Below are 21,839 nucleotides of genomic sequence, written 5' to 3'. Positions count from 1 at the left end.
GGCTTTATCTGGCGGGTTTGGCTCAATGCGCGCTAGAGGTCTTGAGCCGCTCCACCACCGCGCGGTCTTCCAGGGTGCTGGTGTCCCCCTTGATTTCCTCGCCTGAGGCCACCTGGCGGAGCAAACGGCGCATGATCTTTCCCGAGCGGGTCTTGGGCAGCGCGTCGGTTATACGAATCTCATCGGGACGAGCAATGGCCCCGATCATCTTGACTACGTGGGCCTTGAGTTCCTGGGCCAGCTCGGGGCTGGCGCTGTGGCCGCTCTTCAGGGTGACAAAAGCCACGATGCCCTCACCCTTGATGGGGTCGGGGCGGCCTACCACCGCGGCCTCAGCCACGGCGGGGTGGGCGACCAAGGCGCTTTCAATCTCCATGGTGCCCAAGCGGTGGCCCGATACGTTGAGCACATCGTCTACCCGGCCCAGGATCATGTAGTAGCCCTCGGCATCGCGCTTAGCTCCATCACCGGTGAAGTACCGGCCCGGGTACTGGGAGAAGTACTGCCGCTCGAAGCGCTCAGGGTCGCCCCACACGGTGCGCAACATGGAGGGCCAGGGTCGCTCGATGATCAGATGGCCGCCTTCGTCGGGATTGGTGACCGGCTGCCCCGAGCTGTCCACAATCTCGGGCTTGACCCCGAAGAAGGGCTTGCCAGCGTGGCCAGGCTTCATAGGATGCACCCCGGGCAGGGTGGTGATCATGATGCCCCCGGTCTCGGTCTGCCACCAGGTGTCCACAATGGGGCAGCGCTCCTGGCCAATCACCCGGTAGTACCACAGCCAGGCCTCGGGGTTGATGGGTTCCCCTACCGACCCCAGCAGGCGCAGGCTGGAGAGGTCGTACTTGCGCGGCCACTCCTCCCCCCACTTCATGAAAGCCCGGATGGCCGTAGGGGCGGTGTAGAGGATGTTCACCCGGTACTTTTCAATGATGCTCCAGATGCGCCCCTCGTCGGGGAAGTTGGGCGCTCCTTCGTACATAAGGGTGGTGGCCCCGTTTTGTAAGAGGCCATAGACCACGTAGCTGTGCCCGGTGATCCAGCCCACATCAGCGGTGCAGAAGTAGGTGTCGTTCTCCTGCAGGTCAAAGATGTAGCGGGCCGTGAGGTAGGTGTAGACGGAGTAGCCCCCGGTGGTGTGCAGCACGCCCTTGGGTTTGCCGGTGGAGCCCGAGGTGTAGAGGATGAAGAGGGGGTCTTCGGCGTCCATGGGTTCGGCGGGGCAGTGGGGGGAGGCGCCCGCCATCAGCTCGTGGTACCAATGGTCCCGACCAGCCTGCATGGGGACTTCCTGCCCAGTGCGCCGGATCACCACCACGTGCTGGATGCTCTTGGCATCGGCCAGGGCCTCGTCGCTGTTGGCCTTCAGAGGCACGATGCTCCCCCGTCGGTAACCCCCATCGGCGGTGATGAGCACCTTGGCCTGAGCATCGTTGATGCGGTCGGCCAAGGCGGAGGCCGAGAAGCCGCCGAAGACCACCGAGTGCACTGCCCCAATGCGCACGCAGGCGAGCATGGCAATGGCCGCCTCGGGAATCATGGGTAGGTAGATGGTAACCCGGTCACCCTTCCCCACACCCAGGCTTTTCAGCACATTGGCAAACTTGCAGACCTCCCGGTGGAGCTGTTGGTAGGTGAGGGTCCGGGAGTCCCCTGGCTCACCCTCAAAGATGATGGCCGCCTTGTTGCCCCGGGTTTCCAGGTGCCGGTCCAAGCAGTTGTAGGAGAGGTTGAGCCTGCCCCCGATGAACCATTTGGCATTGGGAGGGTTCCACTCCAGCACCTTTTGCCAGGGTTGGAACCAGTGTAGCTCCCCGGCCACACGGCCCCAGAATGCCTCGGGCTGTTCTAGGCTCTCCTTGTAGAGGGCCTCGTACTCTTGCAGCTGGCGGATGTGCGCTTTCTGCTGAAAGGCCTCGGAGGGGTAAAAAACCCGCTCCTCCTTTAGAACCGCTTCGATTTTTTCCATAGGCTGCCCCTCCTAGAGCAAAGATGTACCCAATCCAGGGGGTCTTTTTGATTGTGAGCATAGGCGGTGCCTCAGGCGTCGTCAAGAAATCCAGGGGTTTGTCAAATGTAGGAATTCGGCCATTACTTGACATTTGGACGAGCTCAGGACCATTATGTCGGCTGAAGTGCATAGCTGAAGCCAGCGCTTTTTCGTTGGCCGCTGGGAACCCTTTGCTCACCATGGCCCAAAGTCGGAAGCTCACCACCGTGCAAACCGCCCTCAGGGTGCTGGCCTACCTGGCCGAGCACCCTGAGGGGGTTGAGGCAGCGCGGCTAGCGGCCTTTTTGGGTAAAAGCCTCTCCACTGCCTATGCCCTTCTGGCCAGCCTAGTGGCTGAGGGTTTTGCCGAGCGGGAAGGAAGCCTCTACAAGCTTTCCAGGACTGCTTTGGCCAAGCCCTCTGCCCCGTTGGTGGAGCCTGAGCGTCTATCTGACGCTCTAGAGGAGCTTTACCTACGCACCCGCGAACGGACCTACCTGGCCTTGCTTGACCGGGAGGGCCGGCTCCGGCTCAGCACCCGCGGTCGGCAGGGGCTGCCCAAGCTGAGTGGGGTGGAGGGAGTAATTGCCGAGGGTTTTCACGCCCTGGCCTTGGGCAAGGCGGTGTTGGCCTTTTTGGAGCCCGAGGTGCAGGCGGGCCACCTGCAGAACCTACGGGCCTACACCCCGCTGACCCTGACCGACCCTCTGACCCTGGAGGAGGAGCTCTCCAAGGTTCGGCGCATGGGGTTTGCGGTGGAGATAGAGGAGCACGCCTTGGGGCTTTCTAGCCTGGCAGCCCCCATTTTTGACCCGGAGGGGCGGGTGCTGGGGGCTTTGGGGGTGGTGGTGCCTTCCCGGCGTTTCCCCTACGCTTTTACCCGGCTGGTGCAGGCGGTGCAGGAGGTGGCCAAGGCGGCCTCGAGCTACCACCCCACCGAGCCGGCGGTGGTGGCCTCGGAGCCACTATCCCAGCCCCTGGAGAGCCCCCCTGACCCGTCTCCCACCCCCGCTTGCGAGGAGAAGGCGGTGCCCGCTCCACCCCGTCTGGTAGCTGAGGCCAACCTGCGCGATTATCGGGCCGAGTACGAGCGGAGCCTAAGGGACCCCGAGGGCTTCTGGGCGGGCTGGGCCCGGCGTTTTGTTTGGTTTTCTCCTTGGAAGGAGGTTCGCTGCCTCGAGCCGCCTCACCACCGTTGGTTTGTGGGGGCCGAGACCAACATCACCTACAATGCGCTGGACCGCTACGCCGAAGGTCCCCGCCGCAATCACCTGGCCCTCATCGCCTTGGCGGGTGACGGCGCTGTGCACAAGCTCACCTACCGCGAGCTGCGCGATCTCGTCTCGAGGCTGGCCGGGGGCTTGCGGGCCCTGGGGATTGGGCTGGGCGACCGGGTGGCGGTCTACATGCCCACCGGTCTGGAGATGGCCCTCACCTTTTTGGCCTGCGCCCGTATAGGGGCGGTGCACGTGGCGGTGCCGGCGGGGATGGGGGCCCAGGCCTTGCGGGAGCGCCTTTTGGACACCGGGGCTAAGCTTCTGGTGGCGGCCGACCGGATGTACCAGGGAGGGCGTGTCCTGCCCTTTGCCTCCCTGATAGAGGAGGCAGTCCAGGGCCTGGACCTGGAGGTGCTCTGGTTTAGCCGGGGTGGCAACGCCCGGTCCTTGGAGTTTTGGGAGCTCGTGGAGGCTCACCGGCCCAATACCCCGGCCCTTCCAGTGGACAGCGAGCACCCCCTTTTCATCCTCTACACCTCGGGCTCCACCGGGAAGCCCAAGGGGGTGGTGCACGTGCACGGAGGGTACATGGTGGGCATCACCTACCACCTGCGCACCCTCTTTGACCTCAAGGAGGGGGACGTGATGTGGGCTACCGCCGACCTCTCCTGGATTGTGGGCCACAGCTATGCGCTCTACGCCCCTCTTTTGGAGGGCCTGACCACCGTGCTCAGGGCTGAACGGCTGGACTACCCCGACCCCAGCAGCTTCTACGAGACCCTAGAGGCGTGCGGGGTCAACGTCTTGCTGACCAGCCCTACCTGGCTGCGCGCCTTCCGCCGGCACGGGGAGGAGTGGGCCAAGGATGCCGACCTCAGCGCCTTGCGCTTGGTGGGCTGTGTGGGGGAGTACCTGGCTCCGGAGGTCTGGCGCTGGGCTCGGAATCACCTGGCCCACGTGCTGGACAACTGGTGGCAGACCGAGACCGGTGGGCCTTGCCTTTCCACCCCGGTGTGCATGCCCGCCAAGCCCGGAAAGGCCGGCCTGCCCCTACCAGGGGTGGAGATGCGGGTGGTGGATGGCCTGGGCCGGGAACTCCCTCCGGGCGAGAAGGGGCATCTGGTCATCTGCAGGCCCTTCCCCCACTTCATGCGCACCTTTTGGAACGACGATAGGCGCTACGTCGAGCAGTGGAGCCGCATCCCGGGATGCTACGCTACCGGCGACATTGCGGTGCGGGATGAGGAGGGGTACATCGCCCTTCTAGGCCGCTCGGACGATGTGATTAAGGCCGGGGAGCTCCGGATTGGCACCGCCGAGATAGAAGGCGCCATGCTCGCCCACCCCGCCGTGGCCGAGGCCGCGGCAATAGGGGTGCCCGACCCTGAGGGGGGGGAGGTGGTTAAGGTCTACGTGGTCCTGAAGACCCGCGAGGCCAGCCTGGAGGCTCGAGCGGTTCTTTCGGATAAGCTGAAATCCCACCTGCGCCGGCAACTGGGCAACCTGAGCCTGGCCACTGAGGTGCTCATCGTGGAGCGCCTACCCCGCACCAAAAGCGGGAAAATCATGCGCCGTTTGCTAAAAGCCCAGGAGCTGGGCGTTGACCCCGGTGACCTTTCCACTCTGGAACCCTAAAGGAGGCTTTATGCAAATTGAGCAGCTTTTGAAGGCCCAGGTTGGTTATCTAGCGCCCGAGTGGGAGCGGCAGGCCGCCAATCTGCGCGACTTTTGGGCTGAGTATAACCGCAGCCTGGAGGACCCGGAGGGGTTTTGGGGGGAGGAGGCCCGGCGCTTCAGCTGGTTCCAGCCCTTTGAGCGGGTCTTGGAGTGGAACTTCCCCGACCACCGCTGGTTTTTGGGCGGCCAGACCAACATCGTCTACAATGCGCTGGACCGCCACGCTAAGGGGCCTACCCGCAACCGGGTAGCCCTTTTGTACCTGGGGGAGGACGGCAGGGAGCAGAAGCTCACCTATGGGGAGCTTCTGGACCGGGTGGCCCGCTTTGCCACCGCCCTCAAGGCCCTTGGGGTTCGGGAAGGGGACCGGGTCATCGTCTACATGCCCCTGACCCCCGAAGGGATCATTGCCATGCTGGCCTGCGCTCGGATTGGGGCGGTCCACTCGGTGGTCTACGCCGGCCTGGGGGTGGCAGCTCTGCGGGAGCGCATACAGGATGCAGGGGCCAGGGTGGTGGTGGCTGGGGATGTGAGCTACCGACGGGGAAAGCCGGTTGACCTGGCGTCAATCGTTTTGCAGGCCACCCAGGGCTTGGACGTGCACGTGGTCTGGTTCAGCCGGAGCAAGGCGGTGCCTGAGGGCCCTCGCCACAGCGACTTTAACGCCCTCCTTTGGGGGCACAAACCCGAGGCAGGGGCGGTGCCTTTAGACAGCGAGCACCCCCTTTTCATCCTCTACACCTCGGGCTCCACCGGGAAGCCCAAGGGGGTGGTGCACGTGCACGGAGGGTACATGGTGGGGGTTGCCTACCACCTGCGGACCTTTTTTGATGTGAAGGAGGACGAGGTCTTCTGGGCTACCTCGGACATCGGCTGGATTGTGGGGCACAGCTACATCGTCTATGCCCCCCTGCTTTTGGGCATTACCAGCGTGTTGCGCGAAGGAGCTCCCGACTACCCTGACCCCTCCGCCCTCTGGGGGGCCGTGGAGCGCTACCGCGTGAACGTAATGTTCACCGCCCCCACCGCCGTGCGCATGTTTATGAAGTACGGCCCAGAATGGCCGGCTCGGCACGACCTTTCCTCGTTGCGGCTTTTGGCGGTGGCCGGCGAGCCGCTGAACCCCGAGGCCTGGCGCTGGGCCCACACCCACCTTATGGATGAGGGCCGGCGCGGTTTTGTGGTGGACAACTGGTGGCAGACCGAGCTGGGGGGGCCCACCCTGGGCACTCCCTTGACCCTCGAGGCCCGCCCCGGTTTTGTGGGGGTGCCGTTGCCCGGGGTGGAGGCAAAGGTAGTGGACGCTGAGGGAAAGGAGGTGCCCCCAGGCAGGGGAGGGCTGCTCGTCCTGGGCCGGCCTTTTCCTCACATGATGCGCACCATCTGGGGCGACCATGGCCGCTACACCCGGTACTGGGAGGAGATTCCCGGCGGGTTCTATGCCGCGGGGGATGTGGCCAGCCGGAGCGAGGACGGCTACTTTGCGGTGCTGGGCCGGGCTGACGATGTGCTCAATGTGGCGGGGCACCGCATTGGCACCGCCGATGTGGAGAGCGCCCTGGTTGCCTATCCTGCTGTGGCTGAGGCTGCGGTGATTGGCGTGCCCGACCCCATTAAGGGCGAGCGCATCCAGGCCTTTGTGGTGCTGCGGGCGGGTTGGGAGAAGACCCCTACCTTGCAGCAGGAGATTGTCCAGCATGTGCGGCACCAGCTCGGCCCCATCGCTACGCCAGGGGAGCTGGTCTTCGTGGACAGGCTGCCCAAAACCCGCTCAGGCAAAATCCTACGGCGGCTTTTGAGGGCCCAGGCGTTGGGGCAGGACCCAGGCGACCTTTCCACCTTGGAGGAGTAGCCTAGGAGAAGGGCCGCCAAAGCGGGCTGCTGGGGTCAGCCAGGGCGTCTAGGACGCTGAAGTGATGGGTCTCAGGGACCCGGATGATCCCGTGACAGACCCCGGGCCAGGCCTGGTTGAGGAGCTGGCTTTGCCGGTGGAACTCCTCTGATTCCAGCGCCCCTAATGCCAGCACCAAGGGCACCTTCAGGGTGGGTCGCTTGTGAACGGGGCTCGAGGCCTTGGCGCTCTTTTGGTCAAGGCGCAACTCGGTGTTGAAGGACACCTGTAGAAGGGGCTCCAGGTCAAAAAGCCCGCTGATGGCGATGCCCCCTGCGAAGGCCTCCTGGGGTACGTCGTAGGCTTCCCAGGGGGTGGCGAAGAGTTCGGCTGTCAGGTGCCCTCCCGCCGAGTGCCCGCTGATGAGCAAGGGGCCGTGTGCACCGTAGCGGGGGGCCTCGCGGTGCAGCCAGGCCACTGCCCGGCGACACTGCTCGGTAATCTCTGGAATGGTTACCGCTGGGCAGAGAGCGTAGTTCAGCACCGCCACGCTGAGACCAGCCTCTACCAGGGGCGGGGCCAGCCAGGAGAAGTCGTTCTTATCGAAGGCCCGCCAGTAGCCGCCGTGGATGAAGACGAGCAGGTAGCGGCTTTCTGGGGCAGGGAAGAGGTCAAGGGTTTCCTTCTCGCCTGGGCCGTACCGCAGGTTGGCGTGGTGGGGTAAGGCTTCACGGGCGACCCGGGAGGCTTCGGCCCAGCGCTGGAAGTATGCGGCCGCGTCGGGCACGGTAAGACGGGGGCTGTACTGGAGTTCTATCCAGGAGGGTTCGCTCATACGCTCAGATACCTCTTCCAAACCTCGGGGCTAGCCTTGAGCTCTTGGGAGGTTCCCTGCCAGACCACCCGGCCCCGCTCCAGGATGGTGTGCTGGTCGGCCAGGGGGAATAGGCGCTCCAGGTACTTGTCGATCACCAGTATGGTCTGGCCACCCTCCTTGAGCAGGCGGAGTACCCGCCAGATTTCCTCGCGCAGCAGGGGGGCCAGGCCCTCGGTGGCCTCGTCCAGGATGAGCAGGCGGGGATTGGTCATGAGGGCCCGGCCAATGGCCAGCATCTGCTGCTCGCCTCCGGAAAGCTGGTGGCCCAGGTGGTGGCGCCGCTCCCGTAGCCTGGGGAAAAGCTCATAGACCCGCCCAAGGGTCCAGGGGTTTGGGCTTTGGCTGCGGTTGGCGGCGAAGGCGACGAGGTTTTCCTCCACGGTGAGGTTGGGAAAGATCTGGCGCCCCTCAGGCACCAGGCCGATGCCTAGGGCGGCAATTCGCTCTGGAGGCAGGCCCTCAATGGGTTGCCCGGCAAAGCGGATACGGCCTCGCATGGTTGGGATGAGGCCCATGATGGAGCGCACGGTGCTCGTCTTGCCCATGCCATTGCGTCCCAGCAGGGTGGCTACCTGGCCCTGGCCGACCTCGAGGCTCACCCCAAAGAGCACCTGGCTGGGTCCATAGAAGGCTTCCAAGCCTTCAATCTGCAGCAAGGGGTTCACGCCGCACCCCCTTCGTCGCCCAGGTAGGCCCTGTGCACCTCGGGGTTAGCCCGGATTTCCTCTGGGGTTCCAGTGGCGATGACTTGGCCGTAGACCAGCACCGAGATGCGCTGGGCCAGCCGGAAGACGGCGTCCATATCGTGCTCGACCAGCAGGATGGTGAACTCTTGGCGCAGGCTTTCTATAAGCTCCACCATTCGCGCTGACTCCTCAGGGCCCATGCCAGCCATGGGCTCGTCCAGGAGCAGAAGCTTGGGCTTGGAGGCCAGGGCCAGGGCCACCTCGAGGGCCCGCTGCTCCCCGTGGGAGAGCTGGCCCGCCACCACCTCAAAGCGCCTCCCCAAACCCACCCGTTCGGCCACCTGGAAGGCTTCCTCGGTAAGGGCCCTTTCCTTTGCGACGGGCTGCCAGAAGCGAAAACTGCTGCCCCGGCGGGCCTGCACGGCCAGCTCGAGGTTCACCCGCACGGTGTAGTTTTTGAACAGGTTGGTGATCTGGAAGGTGCGGGCCAGCCCCCGGTGCACCCGGGCATGGGCTGGCAGGTGGGTGATCTCCTGGCCGTCAAAGCGAATCTGGCCCTTGCTGGGGGCCAGCACACCGGTTATGAGGTTGAGCAGGGTGGTCTTGCCCGCGCCGTTAGGGCCAATTAGTGCGTGGACCTCTCCTGCCCTCACCTCCAGATTGCAGCTGTTGACTGCCAGCAGCCCGCCGAACCGCTTGCTGAGCTGTTGGGTTTCCAGGAGAATCATGGCCTCCTCCTCAGGAGACCGGCCAGCCCTTTGGGGGCGAAGAGCACGATGAACAGCAGGATCAGCCCCACCCCAAGCTGCCAATGGATGGTGAGGTCCTGCAGGACCTCCTCCACGATGGAGAGCGTTGCCGCCCCCAGCACCCCGCCCCAAAACTGCCCCACCCCGCCCAGGATGACCATCATCATCAGGTGGCCGGACTGCTGCCAGGCCAGCAGGTTGGGCGAGGCGTACTGGGTGTAGTGGGCCATCAGGGCCCCAGCCAGCCCGGCCAGGGCCCCCGAGAGCACAAAGGCCACGAGCTGGAAGTGGAAAACCGGGTAACCCAGGGCCAAAGCCCGGGACTCGTTCTCGCGGATGGCCTGGAGCACCCGCCCAAAGCGCGAGTGAACCAGCCGGTGCAGAAGGTACAGGGCCCCGGCCAGCACCGCCAGGCTGAGGTAGTAAAGGGCGGTATCGGTTAGCTCAAAGAGGCCAAACTCGGGCCGCCGGGCCCTGAGGCCGTCCTCCCCGCCGTACTGCTTGAAGGAGACCACCAGGTAGTAGATCATCTGGGCGAAGGCCAGGGTGATCATGATGAAGTAGACCCCCCGGGTCCTCAGGCAGATGGCCCCGATGAGAAGGGCCAGCAAGGCGCTAAGCCCCACCGCCACCCCCCAGATGACCCAGCCCGAGCTTATCCCTTCGCGCATCAGGATGGCCACGGCGTAGGCCCCCAGGCCGAAGTAGGCGGCGTGGCCGAAGCTCACCATACCCCCATACCCCAGGATCAGGTTCAGGCTGCTGGCGGCCAGGGCCAGGATCATGATCTTGGTCAGGAGGCCCTGGTAGAACTCGAGCCCCGTTGCGCTGGCGATGGGGGGAAACGCCAGCAGGAAGAGGACCAACAGAAGGAGGGGCCAGCGCATCGGGCTCCTCCTAGGTGCGGGCCGGGAAGAGCCCCTGGGGTCTGAAGAAGAGCACCGCCGCCATCAGGAGGTAGATCAGGATGGAGGCCAGGGCCGGCCCGAGGTTGGCCGCCACCTCGGGGGAGGCCACCTGCGAGAGCAGGAGGGGTAGGAAGGCCCGCCCCGCGGTGTCCACGGTGCCCACCAGCAGGGCCCCCACCAGGGCTCCCTTGATGGAGCCAATCCCGCCGATCACGATGACCACAAAGGCCAGGATCAGGATGCCCTCGCCCATCCCAATCTGCACCGCCAGGATGGGCCCCAAGAAGGCCCCGGCGACGGCGCACAGCCCCGCACCCACCCCGAAGAGCAGGGTGAAGAGGGGGCGGATGGGCACCCCCATGGCCTGGGCCATCTCGCGGTTGGAAGCCCCGGCCCGGAGCCACATCCCGACCCGGGTGCGGTTGACCAGCCAGAAGAGGAGCGCCGCCACCAAAAGCCCCACCCCGATGATGGTGAGCCGGTAGGCCGAGTAGCTCAGCCCCGGCAGGAGCTCCACCGGTCCTGAAAGCCCCTCGGGGGCGGAGAGCAGAAGGGGTTGGGAGCCCCAGATGATGCGCACCACCTCGTTGATGATGAGAATGAGCGCGAAGGTGGCCAGCACCTGCGAAAGGTGGTCGCGCCGGTAGAGCTGGCGCAGTACGCTGAGCTCCAAAAGCATCCCGACAAGGGCGGTGCCCAGGACCGCCAGGAGTACCGCTAGCCAGAAGTTGCCCAGCAGGCCCACGAAGGTTGCGGTCAGGTAGGCCCCAATCATGTAGAGCGAGCCGTGGGCGAGGTTGATCATGTCCATGATGCCGAAGACCAGGGTGAGGCCAGCGGCCAGCAGGAAGAGCATCAGGCCAAACTGAAGGCCATTCAGGAGCTGCTCTATTAGGAGTGAGGGGGGCATACCTAGCGGAGCTTGCACCTATCCACGTAGGCGTCGCGGTGGTTGGTGAAGATGGTTCCCACCAGCCGGTTCACGATCTCGCCACCGGGCTGCTGGATCACCTGCCGCAGGTAGTAGTTCTGGATGGGGTAGCCGTTGGGGCTGAAGCGGATGAACCCGCGGGTGCTGTTGAATCCGGCCAGCATGGCCTTGCGCAGCTCATCCTTCTTGCTCAGGTCGCCCCCCACCGCCTTGATGGCGGTGTCCAGGAGCAGGGCCGCGTCGTAGCCCTGCGAGGCGTAGAGCGTGGGGATGCGGCCATAGGCCTTGCGGAACTCCTCTACGAAGCGCTGGTTGACCGGGTTGTTGAGCTCAAGTGCCCACTGCGAGCTGTTGTAGATGCCTACCATGGCCCGCCCCACCGCGCGGATTACGTCCGCATCAGCGGAGAAGCCCGGTAGGAAGAGGGGTATCTCGCGCAAGAGGCCGGCCTCGGCGTACTGCTTGATGAAGTTGACCCCCATGGCTCCGGGCTCAAAGGCATAGACCGCCTTGGGCCGCACCGCGCGGATCTGGGCGATCTCAGCGGAGAAATCGAGCTGGCCCAAGCGGTGGTAGACCTCGGCCACCACCTTGCCCTTGAAGAAGCGCTTGAAGCCGGTGAGGGCGTCGCGTCCGGCGGGGTAGTTGGGGGCCAGCAGGAAGGCGTTCTCGAAGCGGCGGGTCTGCACGTACTGGCCCATCGCCTCGTGCAGGTTGTCGTTCTGCCAAGCCACGTTGATGAAGTAGGGGCTGCACTGCTCCCCGGCGTACTCTGAGGGGCCGGCGTTGGGGCTGATGTAGAAAACCTTTTCCTCGAAGATGGCCTCGCCCACGGCCAGGAGGACGTTGGAGAAGATGATACCGGTCATGAAGTCCACCCGGTCGCGCTTGAGCATCCGGTCCACCGCCTGGCGGGCTACGTCGGGGTTCTGCTGGTCGTCGGCCACCAGCACCTCCACCGGCAGCCCCCCGAGCTGGTTGCCAAGGAGCCTTATGGCCAGGTTGAAACCGTCCCGAACGTCAATGCCCAAAGCAGCCCCTCCACCTGAGAGGGTGCTCACGAAGCCGACCTTGACCGTGCGGGTTTGGGCCAGCGATGCCGAGAAGCCGAGGGCCAGAAGGACTAACAGCCAGATTGCCTTTTTCATCTTTCCTCCTCCGGTTTTCGCTGCATCATAAGGGTTTTCCTCATCTAAAGGAGTGTCCGCACCTGCCAGAGCTCGGGGAAGAGCACGACCTCCAAGGCCCGCCTCAGATAGGGGACGCCGGCGGTACCCCCGGTGCCCTGTTTGTGGCCGATGGTGCGCTCCACGGTGGTCAGGTGGTTGAAGCGCCAGCGGCGGAAATTCTCCTCCACATCCACCAGCTTCTCGGCCAGGTAGTACAGCTCCCAGTAGCGCTCGGTTTGGCGGTAGACCGCCAGCCAGGCTTCCGCTACCGCCGGGTGGGGCTGGTAGGGCTGGGCGAAGTCGCGCGCCAGCACCTCCGAGGGGATGCTTAGGCCCCGTCTGTGGAGGAGCCGCAAGGAGAGGTCGTAGAGGCTGGGGCTGTGCAGGGCCCGCTCGAGCCTCCCGTACTCGGGCCGGTGGCGGTGGGGGCGCATCATGAAGGGTTGCTTGTTGCCAAGGAGGAATTCAATCAGCCGATACTGATAGGACTGAAACCCCGAGGCTTTGCCGAAGGCCCAGCGGAACTCCAGGTAGTCCGCCGGGGTCATGGTGGTCAGCACCTCCCAGCTTTGGCTCATCTGCTCCTGGGCCCGGCAGACCCGGCTGAGCATCTTCAAGGCTGGGTCCACCACGCCTTCCTCCAGCAAGGCCATCGCCGAGGTGAGCTCGTGGATGATGAGCTTCATCCAGAGTTCCTGCACCTGGTGCACCACGATGAAGAGCACCTCGTCGTGGGCCTTGGTCAGGGGTTGCTGGGCCTCTAGGAGTGCGTCCAGCCGAAGGTAGTCGCCGTAGGAAAGCTCCCGGCTAAAGTCGGTGTGGGCGGTCCGGTAGGTCGTGTCCTTCATCAGGTCACCTGGGCTTTCTCCCGGTAGCGGGGGTCCTGCCAGAGCCCCTGCGCCATCACCCGCTCGAACCGCTCCACCGCCTCGTACACGTCGGCGTAGCGCAGGTAGAGAGGTCCAAAGCCGAAGCGCAGGATGTTTGGGTGGCGGAAGTCGCCCACCACCCCCTGGGCGATAAGGGCCTGCACGATGGCGTAGCCCTCGGGGTGGCGGTAGGCCACCTGGCTGCCCCGGCGGGCGTGCTCGAGGGGGGTGGCCAGCTCGAGGCCGTAGCGGGCCGCCAGGGGGGCCATCCGCTCTATGAACAAGTCGGTAAGCCTGAGCGATTTTTCCCGTACCTGCGCCATCTCTACCCCTTCCCACACCTCCAAAGCTGCTTCCAGCGCGCTCATGGAGAGGATAGGTGGGGTGCCCACGGTCATCCGGCGCAGGCCCTCTGCTGGGGTGTAGGTGACGCTGAAGGCAAAGGGGTCTTGGTGGCCCATCCAGCCGGTCAGGAAGGGTTTGAGGGACTTCTGGTGGCGCCGCGCCACGTAGAGAAAGGCGGGCGCTCCTGGACCTCCGTTCAGGTACTTGTAGCCGCAGCCCACCGCGAAGTCCACCCCGCAGGCGTTCAGGTGTACCGGGAAGGCCCCCGCGCTGTGGGCCAGGTCCCAGACCACCAGCGCCCCTCTGGCCTGAGCCAGCCGGGTCAGGTGGGCCATGTCGTGGCGGTATCCGGTGCGGTAGTCCACCTCGGTGAGCAGGAGCACCGCGGTCTCCTCGTCCAGGGCGGCTTCAATTTCCTCCCTCGGCACAAAGCGCAGCTCGCAGCCTTCCCGAAGCTCCCGCAGGCCCTGGGCGATGTAAAGGTCGGTGGGGAAGTTGTCCACCTCGGATAGGATGACCCTGCGGCCGGGGCGCAGCTCCAGTGCGGCCAGAAGCACCTTGAAGAGGTTGACCGAGGTGGAGTCGGCCACCACCACCTCGTCTGCCTCGGCCCCTATGAGCCGGGCGATTCGGGCCCCGAGCCTCTGCGGCAGGCCAATCCAGCCGTGCAGGTTCCAGCTCCGGATCAGGTCCTGCCCCCACTGCCCCTCCACCACCTCCCGCATCCGCTCCGCCACCCGCTTGGGCAGGGGCCCCAGGGAGTTGCCGTCCAGATAGATCAGCCCTTCGGGAATCACAAAGGCTTCCCGCTTGGCGGCCAGGGGGTCGGCCCGGTCAAGGGCCTGTATCTCGGCGGGAACCACAGGACCTCCTCACTCCGGGATAACCGCGGTGGCCTCAATCTCCACCTTGGCCCGGTCCTCCAAGAGGGCCTTCACCTCCACCACGGTCATGGCGGGGTAGTGGCGGCCCATCAGGGCCCGATAGGCTTCGCCCAGGGCCTCCAGCGAGGCCAGGTACTCCGCCTTGCTGGTCACGAACCAGGTGAGCCGCACCAGGTGTTCGGGCCGGCCACCGGCCTCAGCCAGGGTTTCCAGGACATTTTTCAGGGCCTGGTAGGCTTGGGCCACGAATTCGTCGCTCTCAAAAACCCCTTCCCGGTTCCAGCCGACCATGCCCGCGATGAAGACCAGCCGTCCTCGCGCCGCTATGCCGTTGGCGTAGCCTTTGGGCTTGGGCCAGCCGGGGGGTTGTAGAATCTGGATGTCCCTGGTCGCCATCTTCAGCCTTTCACCTGCTGGGCCTCCTGCCGCAGGATGTACCGCTGTAGCTTACCGGTCTGGGTGCGGGGCAGGCTCTCGCGGAATTCGATGGCCCGGGGGTACTTGTAGGGAGCGATTTGCTGTTTGACAAAGTCTTGTAGTTCCTTTGAGAGCTCGCTCGAGGGGGCAAAGCCAGGCCGCAGCACCACGTAGGCCTTCACAATCTGGCCCCGCTCGGGGTCGGGGGCCCCCACCACCGCGCACTCCGCTACGGCTGGGTGCAGCAGGAGGGCGTCCTCCACCTCCGGTGCGGCGATGTTGTAGCCTGCCGAGATGATCATGTCGTCGGTACGAGCCTGGTAGACGAAGTAGCCCTCCTCATCCACCAAATAGGCGTCTCCGGTGATGTTCCAGCCCTTCTGCACGTAGTTGCGCTGGCGGGGGTCATCCAGGTAGCGGCAGCCGGTGGGCCCCCGCACCGCCAGCCGCCCCACCACCCCGGGAGGAAGCGGGTTGCCTTCCTCGTCCACCACGCGGGCCTCATAGCCGGGCACGGGCTTTCCAGTGGCCCCCGGTTTGGCCTCCTCCTCGGTGTGGGAGATGAAGATGTGCAGCATCTCGGTGGCCCCGATGCCGTCTATCATCTCGATTCCGGTGGCCTCTTTCCAGAGCTTGCGGGTGGAGGGGGGTAGAAACTCCCCGGCCGAGACGCACTTCCTAAGCGAGGAGAGCTCGTGTCCCCGGGCCTGGGCGGCCATGGCCCGGTAGGCGGTGGGGGAGGTGAAGAGGACGCTGGCCCTGAACTCCGCAATGGCCGGGAGCAGCAGTTCCGGGCTGGCCCGCTCCAACAGCACGCTTTTGGCCCCGATGCGCATGGGAAAGAGCACCAGCCCCCCAAGCCCATAGGTAAACGCCAAGGGCGGGCTTCCGATGAAGGTGTCCTCGGGGGAGGCCCTAAGGATGTGCTTGCCGAAGGTGTCGCAAACCGCCAGCAGGTCGCGGTGGAAGTGCACGCAGCCCTTGGGCTTGCCGGTGGTGCCTGAGGTAAAGGCGATGAGGGCCACGTCGTCGCTGGCTGTGTCTAGGTTTTGGAACCCCGTGGGCTTGCCCTCCATCCGCCCCTCCAGGCCGCCCCCTTCGCCCCAGTAGAGCACCTGCTGCAGGCTGGGGCAGGCCGCTCGAGCGTTCTCCAGCTCTTCCCCCAGGCGAGCGTCGCACAGGGCGTGGCTGACCTGGGCTTTGGTGATCACCTCGGTGAGCTCCTTGCTCCGCAGCAGGGGCATGGTGGTGACGGCGATGCCCCCAGCTTTCAGCACCGCGAACCAGGCGGCCACCAGCATGGGGTGGTTGGGGGCCCGCAAGAGCACCCGGTTGCCCGGCACCAGACCCATATCCTCCACCAGCACATGGGCGATGCGGTTGGCCTTTTCCAGAAGCTCCCGGTAGCTCCAGCGGATCCCCGGGGCCAGCAGGCAGGTGCGCTCGGGGTGCCGCTCGGCCATCCGGTCGAGCAGCTCGGTGGCGGCGTTGAGCCGCTCGGGGTAGGCCAGCTCAGGTAGCTTGAAGATGAGCTCGGGCCACTCGGACCTGGGCGGCAGGTTGTCCCGAGCAAAGGTGTCTACATGGGCGGTGTGGCCCATACCGGCCCTCCTTTGGTTGGTCGCTTTGGCCTCATACCGAAACCTCCTCCGGCTTTTGGTAGGCTTTTAGCAGTTCGCGGGCGATGATGAGCTGCTGCACCTCGCTGGCCCCCTCGTAGATGCGCAGGGCTCGGATTTCGCGGTAAAGCGACTCCACCACCTGTCCCTTTTTCACCCCCAGACCGCCCCACAGCTGCACCGCGGCGTCAATCACCTGCTGAGCGTGTTCGGTGGCGGTGAGTTTGGCCATAGCCGCTTCCAGGGTTACCCGCCTGCCCTGGTCGCGCAGCCAGGCTGCCCGGTAGGTGAGGAGGGCTGCGGTGTCAATCTGGACGGCCATCTGGGCCAGCTTGGCTTGGGTGAGCTGGAATTCGGCCAGGGTCTGGCCGAACATCCGGCGGGTGGTGGCGCGGGCCAGGGCCTCGTCCAGCGCCCGCCGGGCGAAGCCCAAAGCCGCCGCGGCCACCGAGGTGCGGAAGATGTCCAGGGTCTGCATAGCGATTTTGAAGCCTTCCCCTTCCTCGCCCAGGCGTTGGGCCCGGGGTATGCGGCAGTCCCGGAAGCGCAGGGTGGCCAGGGGGTGGGGGGCCATCACCTCGAGCCGCTCGGCTACCTCGAGGCCCGGGGTGTCCGCGTCCACCACAAAGGCGCTTATTCCCTTGGACCCCTGGCTTCCTGGGGCGCGGGCAAAGACCACGTAGAAGTCGGCGATGCCCCCGTTGGATATCCAGGTTTTCTCGCCGTTCAGCACGTAGGTCCCGCCCTCCTGCTGAGCCAGGGTGGACAGGCCCCCCACATCCGAGCCGGCCTGGGGTTCGGATAGGGCAAAAGCCGCGATGGCCTGGCCCTGGGCTACCTTGGGCAGGTAGCGAGCCCTTTGCGCCTCGTTGCCGCAGAGGGTGATGGCCCCTGAGCCCAGCCCCTGCATGGCAAAGGCGAAGTCGGCTAGGCCGTGGTGGTAGGCCAGGGCCTCGCGGATGAGGCAGACCGCACGGGTGTCAATGGTCTCCTTGGCCCCGCCGTAGGCCTGACCCCCTACCGCATAGCGGATGAAGCCAGCCTCCCCCAAAGCCCGCACCAGGCGCTGGCAGGTGCGGTCCACGTCGGTCTCGGGGTGTTCCCCTAGGTTTTTTCGGGCCCAGGCCCAGACCTCCTGGGCCAGCCGGCGGTGCTCTGGCTCAAAGAAGGGCCACTCGAGGTGCGCGCGGTTCATCTAGTCCCCCTGGAATACCGGCTTCTCCCTGGCCACGAAGGCCTCGTAGGCCCGGCGGAAGTCCTGGGTAGCCATGCACAGGGCCTGGGCCTGAGCTTCGGCCTCTATAGCTTCGTCCAGCCCCATGCTCCACTCCTGGTGGAGCATTCGCTTGGTCATGGCGTGGGCGAAGGTGGGGCCGGTGGCCAGCTCCCGGGCGAAGGCCTGGGCCTCCTCCAGCAGGGTCTCGGGCTCGCAAAGCCGGTTGAAGAAGCCCCAGGCCAGCCCCTCCTCGCCGCTCATGCTCCGGCCCGTGTACAGGAGTTCGGCGGCCCGGCCCTGCCCGATGATGCGGGGTAGCATGGCGCAGGCCCCCATGTCGCATCCGGCCAGCCCCACCCGTGCGAAGAGGAAGGCGGTCCTGCTGCGGGCGGTGCCGAAGCGGAGGTCTGAGGCCATGGCCAAAATCGCCCCGGCCCCGGCGCACACCCCGTCCACCGCGCTTACAATGGGCTGCGGGCAGTTCCGCATGGCCTTGACCACATCCCCGGTCATGCGGGTAAAGGCCAGCAGCTCCGGGGTCTTCATCTGGGTCAGGGGGCCGATGATCTCGTACACATCACCCCCAGAGGAGAAGTTTCCCTGGGCTCCGGTGAGCACCACCGCCCGCACGTCTGTGGCGTAGGGGAGGGCCCGGAATAGGTCGCGCAGCTCGGCGTAGGACTCAAAGGTGAGGGGGTTCTTCCGCTCCGGGCGGTTTAGGGTCAGGGTGGCTACCCGGTCCTCTACCTGCCAGAGGAAGTGCTGGGCCTGGTAGTCGGCCAGGGCGATGCTGCCGTCGGGCCGCTTCATGGGCTCCTCCTCCCGTTTAGGTGGCGCTTGAGTTTGCCCAAAAGGGCGTAGAGGGTCTCCTTTTCTTCCGTGGAGAGTCCCTCGAAGAACTCGATGACCCAGCCCTCGTGGACTTTGGCCATTGCGCTGAAGACGGCCTGCCCCTTAGGGGTAAGCCGCAGCACCACCGAGCGGCGGTCCTTGGGGTCGGCCTCGCGCCGCACCAGCCCTTCAGCCTCGAGCTGGTCGGCAATCCCGGTAACGTTTCCGGTGGTGACCATCATGCGCTGGGAGAGCTCCCCCATCCGAAGCCCCTCGGGGTGGCGCTCGAGCTGGGCCAGCAGGTCAAAGCGGGGTAGGGTGGTTGCGAAGTTCTCGCGCAACCGGCCCCGGATCTTTCCGGTGATGAGGTTGGTGCAGGTCAGCATCCGTAACCAGAGCTTGATGGCCTGGTGGTGGTCTTCGGCCAGGCGGGTCTCCAGGTCCTTCTCCAGCGTGGTCATCTAGACTTCCCCTCCTGCTACCGCAATGGCCTGCCCGTTGACGGCTGCTGAGCCGGGCAGCGCCAGCCACAGCACGGCCTGGGCTACCTCTTCGGGCCTCACGAAGCGGCCCTGGGGGTTGGCCCGGACCAGCTCTTCCCGAGCCTCGCCCGGGCTGCGGCCGGTCTTCTCCACGATGCGGGCTATGCTGTCCTCCAGCAGCCCAGTCTCAGTGAAGCCAGGGCAGACCGCGTTGACGGTGATGTTCTTTTGGGCCAGCTCCAGCGCTAGAGCCCGGGTCAGGCCCACCAGGCCGTGCTTAGCCGCCACGTACGCGGCGACGTAAGGGTAGCCCTTCAGCCCAGCGGTGCTGGCCACGTTCACGATGCGTCCCCAGCCGGCCTGGAGCATTCCCGGCAGGACGGCCCGGGTGCAGAGGAAGGCCCCGGTCAGGTTGACCCTTAGCATCCGCTCCCACAGCTCCAGCTCGGTCTTGGGGAAGGGGCAGCTTTCGGCCTGGCCGGCGTTGTTGACCAGGATGTGCACCGGTCCCCAGGCTGCCTCCGCGCCCCTCACTGCCCGGTGCACCGCCTCGGGGTCGGTCACGTCGCAGACCTCCACGTGCGCCCTTCCCCCAAGCTCCCGGGCCCGCTGCAGGAGGGCCTTCTGGTCGCGGCCTAACAGGCTCAGGGCCGCACCGGCCTCGCCCAGGGCCCTGGCAATGGCCGCCCCGATGCCCCGGCTGGCGCCGGTGATGAGGGCGTGGCGGTCTTCCAGGGGTCTCATACGCCGCGGATGGCCAGCTCCTCGGCCCGCTCGAGCGAGGCCCGGGCCAGGTTGCGCTCGAGCTGGGCCTTGCCCGAGAGGTACTGCTTGGGCCACCCAACCTCGGTGTAGCCCAGCCGGGCAGCCTGGTTCAGCGTCCAGTGGGGGTCGGCTAGGTGGGGCCGAGCGATGGCGCACAGGTCAGCCCGCCCGGCGGCGATGATGGAGTTCACGTGGTCGGCCTCGTAGATGGCCCCCACCGCCATGGTGGCGATGCCCACCTCGTTGCGGATGCGGTCGGCGAAGGGGGTCTGGTACATCCGCCCGTAGATGGGCCGGGCCAGCCGGGTGGTCTGGCCGGAGGAAACGTCGATCAGGTCGCAGCCGGCTTCCTTGAAGAGGCGGGCTATCTCCACCGCGTCGTCGGGGGTGTTGCCCCCCGGGGCCCAGTCGTGGGCCGAGATGCGCACCGACATGGGCAGGTGCTCGGGCCAGACGGCCCTCAGGGCCCTGAAGACCTCCAGCGGGTAGCGGCAGCGGTTCTCCAGGCTGCCCCCATACTCGTCGGTGCGGTGGTTGGTGAGGGGGCAGATGAAAGCCGAGAGGAGGTATCCGTGGGCGCAGTGCAGCTCGAGCCAGTCGAAGCCAGCCTCAACCGCCCACAAAGCCGCTCGTACGAAGTCGGCCTTGACCCGCTCCATGTCCTCCCGGGTCATCTCGCGCGGCACCTGGTTGTTGGGGCCGTAGGGGATGGGGGAGGGGGCGATGAGGGGCCAGTTACCCTCGGGTAGGGGCTCGTCGATGGCCTCCCAGCCCACCTGGGTGGAGCCCTTGGGCCCAGCATGCCCGAGCTGGAGGGCTATCTTGGCGTCGGTGTGCTCGTGGACAAAGTCCACGATGCGCTTGTAGGCCCGCATGTGGGCCTCGCTCCACAGCCCTGCACAGCCCGGGGTGATGCGTCCGTCGGGCGAGGGGGCGGTCATCTCGGTGAAAACCAAAGCCGCCCCGCCCAGGGCCCTGGCCCCCAGGTGGACCAGGTGGAAGTCGTTCACCAGGCCGTCCTTGGCCGAGTACATGGCCATGGGCGAGACCACCACCCGGTTCTTGAGCTCCAGCCCCCGCAGGCGGAAGGGGAGGAACATGGGCGGGATGGGCTTTCTGGGCAGCCCAGCCCGCTCGGCCAGCCAGGCCTCGTAGCCCTCCAGGTACTTCCTGTCCCGCAGCCTGAGGTTTTCGTGGGAGACCCGTTGCGAGCGGGTAAGCAGGCTGTAGGCGAACTGCGGGGCCTCGAAATGGCTGTAGCGCTCCACGTTCTCAAACCACTCGGTGGAGTTGCGCGCGGCGTTTTGCAGCCTGAGCACCTCCACCCGCCGCACCCGCTGGTACTCCTCCAGCACCTCCCGCAGCTGGGCTGGGGTGTCGCCTATCCGCTCAAAGGTGCGCGCCAGCTCGATGGCGTCCTCCAGCGCAAGCTTGGTGCCGCTGCCGATGGAGAAGTGGGCGGTGTGGGCTGCGTCGCCCATCAGCACCACCGGAACCCGGCCGTTCCAGTGGACCCAGCTCTCGCAGACCACACGGGAGAACCTAATCCAGATGGCCGAGCCCCTGAGGTGCCGGGCGTTGGACATCAGCTTGTGCCCGCCTAGGTACTTGGCGAAGAGCCTCTCGCAAAAGGCGATGCCCTCTTCCTGGCTCATCCGGTCCAGCCCGGCCTTTTGCCAGACCGTTTCTGGGGTTTCCACAATGAAGGTGGAGGTTTCGGGGTCGAACTGGTAGGCGTGGGCCTGGAACCAGCCCCACTCGGTTTTCTCGAAGGCGAAGGTAAAGGCCGGGAACGGCTGGTGGGTTCCCAGCCAGACAAAGCGGCACTTGCGAACGTCCACATCGGGCTTGAAGGTGGCCTCGTACTTTTTTCGGGTGCGGCTGTTTATGCCGTCTGCGGCGATGACCAGGTCGGCCCGGTACGCCCGCGCCACTGCCTCGTCGTCGGTGACCTCGGTTTGGAAGACCAGGTTGACCCCCAGCTCCAAGCACCGGTCTTGCAGGATGTTCAAGAGCTTTTTCCGCCCGATACCCACAAAGCCGTGGCCCCCGGAGCGAATGACCTGGCCCTTGAAGTGGATCTCTATGTCGTCCCAGTGGTGGAAGGCTTGCCGGATCTGGTCGTAGGTGGGGTAGTCGGCCTTTTCCAGGTTCCCCAGCGTTTGGTCAGAGAAGACCACCCCCCAGCCGAAGGTATCGTCGGGGCGGTTGCGCTCGAGCACGGTGATCTCGTGCGCCGGGTTCTGCTTTTTCATCAGCAGGGCGAAATAAAGCCCCGCCGGGCCACCACCGATGCAGACGATCCTCATCCTCTCCCCCAAGGCAGACGTTGGTCCCTGCCCGCACTTTTTATTTAGCTCTAAAATAATGAGGTTT

Annotated in this window: 18 protein-coding genes; 2 read left to right on the top strand and 16 right to left on the bottom strand. The window is 65.7% G+C overall.

Annotated features, from left to right (window positions below; genetic code table 11):
* Window positions 1-22: 22 nt before the first annotated feature.
* Entirely contained in the window at window positions 23-1,969 is a 1,947-nt protein-coding gene (gene acs / locus NZ849_RS08005; protein WP_295405942.1) for an acetate--CoA ligase, read from the bottom strand.
* Between the two features lie 221 nt (window positions 1,970-2,190).
* Here acs (NZ849_RS08005) and NZ849_RS08000 point away from each other — a divergent pair, with 221 nt between their 5' ends.
* On the top strand, window positions 2,191-4,842 hold the full coding sequence (locus tag NZ849_RS08000; RefSeq protein ID WP_295405940.1) for an AMP-binding protein: 2,652 nt from the start codon (window positions 2,191-2,193) through the stop codon (window positions 4,840-4,842).
* Window positions 4,843-4,852: 10 nt separating this feature from the next.
* Window positions 4,853-6,736 (top strand): acetate--CoA ligase, encoded by a 1,884-nt coding sequence (acs, locus tag NZ849_RS07995; protein WP_295405936.1) that lies wholly within the window; start codon window positions 4,853-4,855, stop codon window positions 6,734-6,736.
* A 1-nt stretch (window position 6,737) separates the two neighbouring features.
* On the opposite strand, the gene NZ849_RS07990 is transcribed toward acs (NZ849_RS07995), so the two are convergent.
* From NZ849_RS07990 to NZ849_RS07920, 15 genes are read right to left on the bottom strand one after another with little or no spacing between them, the layout of a single operon-like run.
* Complete coding sequence (locus NZ849_RS07990; protein ID WP_295405934.1) at window positions 6,738-7,550, bottom strand: alpha/beta hydrolase; 813 nt, start codon at window positions 7,548-7,550, stop codon at window positions 6,738-6,740.
* Window positions 7,547-8,257, bottom strand: coding sequence for an ABC transporter ATP-binding protein (locus NZ849_RS07985; RefSeq protein WP_295405933.1), 711 nt, complete (start codon window positions 8,255-8,257; stop codon window positions 7,547-7,549). Before NZ849_RS07985 ends, NZ849_RS07990 begins: the two co-directional genes overlap by 4 nt.
* Complete coding sequence (locus tag NZ849_RS07980; RefSeq protein ID WP_295405932.1) at window positions 8,254-9,006, bottom strand: ABC transporter ATP-binding protein; 753 nt, start codon at window positions 9,004-9,006, stop codon at window positions 8,254-8,256. The genes NZ849_RS07985 and NZ849_RS07980 overlap by 4 nt, the downstream gene beginning before the upstream one ends.
* On the bottom strand, window positions 9,003-9,914 hold the full coding sequence (locus NZ849_RS07975; RefSeq protein WP_295405929.1) for a branched-chain amino acid ABC transporter permease: 912 nt from the start codon (window positions 9,912-9,914) through the stop codon (window positions 9,003-9,005). Before NZ849_RS07975 ends, NZ849_RS07980 begins: the two co-directional genes overlap by 4 nt.
* A gap of 10 nt (window positions 9,915-9,924) precedes the next feature.
* Window positions 9,925-10,845 carry a branched-chain amino acid ABC transporter permease gene (locus NZ849_RS07970; RefSeq protein WP_295405926.1) on the bottom strand — a complete coding sequence of 307 codons (921 nt, stop codon included), beginning with the start codon at window positions 10,843-10,845 and terminating at the stop codon, window positions 9,925-9,927.
* A gap of 2 nt (window positions 10,846-10,847) precedes the next feature.
* The gene (locus tag NZ849_RS07965) at window positions 10,848-12,014 is read right to left on the bottom strand and encodes an ABC transporter substrate-binding protein (RefSeq protein ID WP_295405924.1); all 1,167 of its coding nucleotides are present in this window, start codon (window positions 12,012-12,014) and stop codon (window positions 10,848-10,850) included.
* A 44-nt stretch (window positions 12,015-12,058) separates the two neighbouring features.
* Complete coding sequence (gene kynA, locus NZ849_RS07960; protein ID WP_295405921.1) at window positions 12,059-12,883, bottom strand: tryptophan 2,3-dioxygenase; 825 nt, start codon at window positions 12,881-12,883, stop codon at window positions 12,059-12,061.
* Complete coding sequence (kynU, locus tag NZ849_RS07955) at window positions 12,883-14,112, bottom strand: kynureninase (RefSeq protein WP_295405918.1); 1,230 nt, start codon at window positions 14,110-14,112, stop codon at window positions 12,883-12,885. Before kynU ends, kynA begins: the two co-directional genes overlap by 1 nt.
* Before the next feature lie 9 nt (window positions 14,113-14,121).
* Window positions 14,122-14,529: a RidA family protein gene (locus NZ849_RS07950; RefSeq protein WP_295405916.1), complete on the bottom strand. Its 408-nt coding sequence runs from the start codon at window positions 14,527-14,529 to the stop codon at window positions 14,122-14,124.
* A 2-nt stretch (window positions 14,530-14,531) separates the two neighbouring features.
* Window positions 14,532-16,151, bottom strand: a complete 1,620-nt coding sequence (locus tag NZ849_RS07945) for an AMP-binding protein (RefSeq protein ID WP_295405913.1) — start codon at window positions 16,149-16,151, stop codon at window positions 14,532-14,534.
* 31 nt (window positions 16,152-16,182) lie between these two features.
* Window positions 16,183-17,364: an acyl-CoA dehydrogenase family protein gene (locus tag NZ849_RS07940; protein WP_295405911.1), complete on the bottom strand. Its 1,182-nt coding sequence runs from the start codon at window positions 17,362-17,364 to the stop codon at window positions 16,183-16,185.
* Entirely contained in the window at window positions 17,365-18,195 is an 831-nt protein-coding gene (locus NZ849_RS07935) for an enoyl-CoA hydratase family protein (RefSeq protein ID WP_295405908.1), read from the bottom strand. It lies immediately after the preceding gene.
* Window positions 18,192-18,677, bottom strand: a complete 486-nt coding sequence (locus tag NZ849_RS07930; protein WP_295405906.1) for a MarR family winged helix-turn-helix transcriptional regulator — start codon at window positions 18,675-18,677, stop codon at window positions 18,192-18,194. Before NZ849_RS07930 ends, NZ849_RS07935 begins: the two co-directional genes overlap by 4 nt.
* Window positions 18,678-19,442, bottom strand: a complete 765-nt coding sequence (locus tag NZ849_RS07925; RefSeq protein ID WP_295405903.1) for an SDR family NAD(P)-dependent oxidoreductase — start codon at window positions 19,440-19,442, stop codon at window positions 18,678-18,680.
* Complete coding sequence (locus NZ849_RS07920) at window positions 19,439-21,772, bottom strand: bifunctional salicylyl-CoA 5-hydroxylase/oxidoreductase (protein ID WP_295405900.1); 2,334 nt, start codon at window positions 21,770-21,772, stop codon at window positions 19,439-19,441. The genes NZ849_RS07925 and NZ849_RS07920 overlap by 4 nt, the downstream gene beginning before the upstream one ends.
* Window positions 21,773-21,839 lie beyond the last annotated feature (67 nt).

Source organism: Meiothermus sp. (assembly GCF_025060375.1).
Lineage (GTDB): Bacteria > Deinococcota > Deinococci > Deinococcales > Thermaceae > Meiothermus.
Note: the sequence above shows the minus strand (reverse complement) of the source record. Positions and strands in the feature narration are given on the sequence as shown.